Annotated in this window: 2 protein-coding genes, 7 tRNA genes and 1 rRNA gene; all 10 read left to right on the top strand. The window is 34.7% G+C overall.

Annotation, left to right across the window (positions count from 1 at the left end):
- Positions 1-230: 230 nt before the first annotated feature.
- The 10 genes from rrf to KPL55_RS25385 all read left to right on the top strand — a co-directional run bounded on the left by rrf (position 231) and on the right by KPL55_RS25385 (position 2,485).
- Positions 231-347 (top strand): 5S ribosomal RNA (gene rrf / locus KPL55_RS25430).
- 35 nt (positions 348-382) lie between these two features.
- A tRNA-Glu gene (locus KPL55_RS25425) sits at positions 383-457 on the top strand.
- A gap of 10 nt (positions 458-467) precedes the next feature.
- Positions 468-551, top strand: a tRNA-Leu gene (locus KPL55_RS25420).
- 19 nt (positions 552-570) lie between these two features.
- Positions 571-644 (top strand) — tRNA-Gly (locus tag KPL55_RS25415).
- A gap of 13 nt (positions 645-657) precedes the next feature.
- Positions 658-734, top strand: a tRNA-Arg gene (locus KPL55_RS25410).
- Between the two features lie 8 nt (positions 735-742).
- Positions 743-817, top strand: a tRNA-Gln gene (locus KPL55_RS25405).
- 4 nt (positions 818-821) lie between these two features.
- A tRNA-Lys gene (locus tag KPL55_RS25400) sits at positions 822-897 on the top strand.
- A gap of 10 nt (positions 898-907) precedes the next feature.
- Positions 908-982, top strand: a tRNA-Glu gene (locus tag KPL55_RS25395).
- A 140-nt stretch (positions 983-1,122) separates the two neighbouring features.
- The gene (gene sfsA / locus KPL55_RS25390) at positions 1,123-1,815 is read left to right on the top strand and encodes a DNA/RNA nuclease SfsA (RefSeq protein WP_216309543.1); all 693 of its coding nucleotides are present in this window, start codon (positions 1,123-1,125) and stop codon (positions 1,813-1,815) included.
- 112 nt (positions 1,816-1,927) lie between these two features.
- Positions 1,928-2,485: an NAD(+) diphosphatase gene (locus KPL55_RS25385; protein ID WP_216309542.1), complete on the top strand. Its 558-nt coding sequence runs from the start codon at positions 1,928-1,930 to the stop codon at positions 2,483-2,485.
- Positions 2,486-2,633: the final 148 nt, after the last annotated feature.

Raw genomic sequence — 2,633 nt, 5'->3', positions numbered from 1 at the left:
TAACATGTTCAGCTGACTAATACTAATAAGTCGAGGGCTTGACCAAGATAATTTAAAAAAAAGCGAAGCTTCGTAAGAAGATTAAATCACTGTGCAATTTTCAGAGAATATCTCCCTGAATAAGGAAGTGAAATTTCTCTCTATATAGAGATGATAATGAGAACTTATTTTATATTTAATATCCGTAGTCAACGACGGTAGATTCTCAATTATTATTTCTAAAAAATAAATCTGGTGGTTATGGCATGAAGGTAACACCCGTTCCCATACCGAACACGAAGGTTAAGCTTCAATGCGCCGATGGTACTGCAGGGGTGACCTTGTGGAAGAGTAGGTTGTCGCCAGGTTAATATTAAAATATCATATTTTAGTATTTTTATAAGGCTCCTTGGTCAAGCGGTTAAGACACCACCCTTTCACGGTGGTAACAGGGGTTCAATTCCCCTAGGAGTCACCATATATGTAATGCAGGTGTGGCGGAATGGCAGACGCACTAGACTTAGGATCTAGCGCTTTACGGCGTGGGGGTTCAAGTCCCTTCACCTGCACCATTTACATATGATTTAACAAGCGGGTATAACTCAATGGTAGAGTGTTAGCCTTCCAAGCTAATTACGAGGGTTCGATTCCCTCTACCCGCTCCATTTAATTTAATATGCGTCTTTAGCTCAGTTGGATAGAGCAACGCCCTTCTAAGGCGTGGGCCGGGGGTTCGAATCCCTTAAGACGCACCATTTAATACTGGGATGTCGCCAAGCGGTAAGGCACCAGACTTTGACTCTGGCATCCGTAGGTTCAAATCCTGCCTTCCCAGCCATTATGGTTTACTAGCTCAGTTGGTAGAGCACATGACTTTTAATCATGGTGTCCGGGGTTCGATTCCCCGGTAAGCCACCAAATTTTCTAGGGCTCCTTGGTCAAGCGGTTAAGACACCACCCTTTCACGGTGGTAACAGGGGTTCAATTCCCCTAGGAGTCACCATTAAAAAGTTCTTGCAAAAGCAAGGACTTTTTTATTTCGTGAAAAACAATCAATCTTTCCACGCATTGTATAATATAATTGTGGATAACATTGATTATTTTTTTCGATTAGTGTATATTTATAAAAATGGAGATGAAACTATGTTAATAAAAAAAAGAGTTTTTGCTGCACAATTTATAAGAAGGCCAGATAGATTTCAAGCTTACGTGAATAAATGTGGTGAGGAAATATTAGTTCATGTTCCGAATACTGGGAGATGCAAGGAAATATTAATTCCGGGAGCTACAGTATTGTTGAGAGAAGAACTTAATCCTACTAGGAAAACACTATATGATCTGATTGGTGCATATAAAGGAAATAGATTTATTAATATAGATTCACAAATTCCTAACAAAGTTGTTGAAGAAGCGTTAAATGATAAAAAAATAGATAAGCTAATTGAATATAATACAGTGCAAAGAGAAAAAACATTTGGAAATAGTAGATTTGACTTTAAATTATCAAATGATATAGGTGAAGTATATTATCTTGAGGTAAAGGGAGTGACATTAGAAGTAGATGGTAGGAGTACGTTTCCTGACGCACCTACTCAAAGAGGAAATAAACATTTGTTAGAGCTCATAGAGGCTAAAAAAAGTGGGTTTGGAGCTGGAGTTCTGTTTCTTATTCAAATGAATAATATAGATAATTTCTCTCCTAACGATGATATGGATGTAGCATTTGGTGAATCATTAAGATTAGCATTTAATAGCGGCGTGGATATATTTGCTTATGAATGTGAAGTTGGTGAAGAATTTATAACTTTAAGTAAGGCTGTTGAAATTATTTTGTAATATATAAGAATATTTCTAGGATATTTATTGATAATTGTTTTAATATGAGTAATAATAAATTATATTAAAAATAAAATTCAGATTAATAACAAGGTAGTAAGGAGGGGAAATTTTGAAATTTACATATTGTCCAATTTGTGGAATGAAATTAATTGAGAAAGATAGCTGGGATGAAGGTGCAGTTCCATATTGCCCTACAGATGATGTTATGTACTTTGATACACCGAAGCCATGTGTAGTAGTTGCTGTTATTAAGGGAAGTGAGATTTTACTACTGAAACAAAGTTATACTTTTAAGAATTCGAAAGTATTAGTATCTGGTTATGTAACAAATGGAGAATCGGTTGAAGATACTGTACATCGAGAAGTTAAAGAAGAAACAGGAATAACAGTAGGAGAGATAAAATATTTGGGTAGTGATTATTTAGCCTCTAAAGAAATTATAATGCTAACTTTTATGGCAAAATATGTTGAAGGTGAGATAAAAGTGTCTCCTGAAGTTGAATGGGCAAATTGGGGAAATATAGATGATGCTATTTGTGAGATGAGTGAGGATGAAATAGGAAAGAGAGTTGTAAGAAAATTATTAAAGGAGATTAAATATGAGGGAGAAAGAGCATATAGATGTGATATAGAAGCTATCTATTGTGATATTAAAGATGAGAAGTAAAGTTATACCACAATAGATAGTTAAATATTATAATTTATCGAGGGTGTAAATTATTTTGTGTATTCTCTTTCTTTAAGCAAAATAATTGGACTATTTAATTTTAAAAATATGTCATTAAAGTAGATAAAAGTTGTTACTTTATCATTAC

Source organism: Clostridium lacusfryxellense (genome assembly GCF_018861735.1).
Taxonomy (GTDB): Bacteria; Bacillota; Clostridia; order Clostridiales; family Clostridiaceae; genus Clostridium_AD; species Clostridium_AD lacusfryxellense.
The sequence above is the reverse complement of the archived record's forward strand: the minus strand, read 5'-3'. Positions and strand labels throughout refer to the sequence as shown.

Coding starts and splice junctions, on each gene's coding strand:
- sfsA (WP_216309543.1), top strand. CDS start 1,123: ATGTTAATAAAAAAAAGAGTTTTTGCTGCACAATTTATAAGAAGGCCA.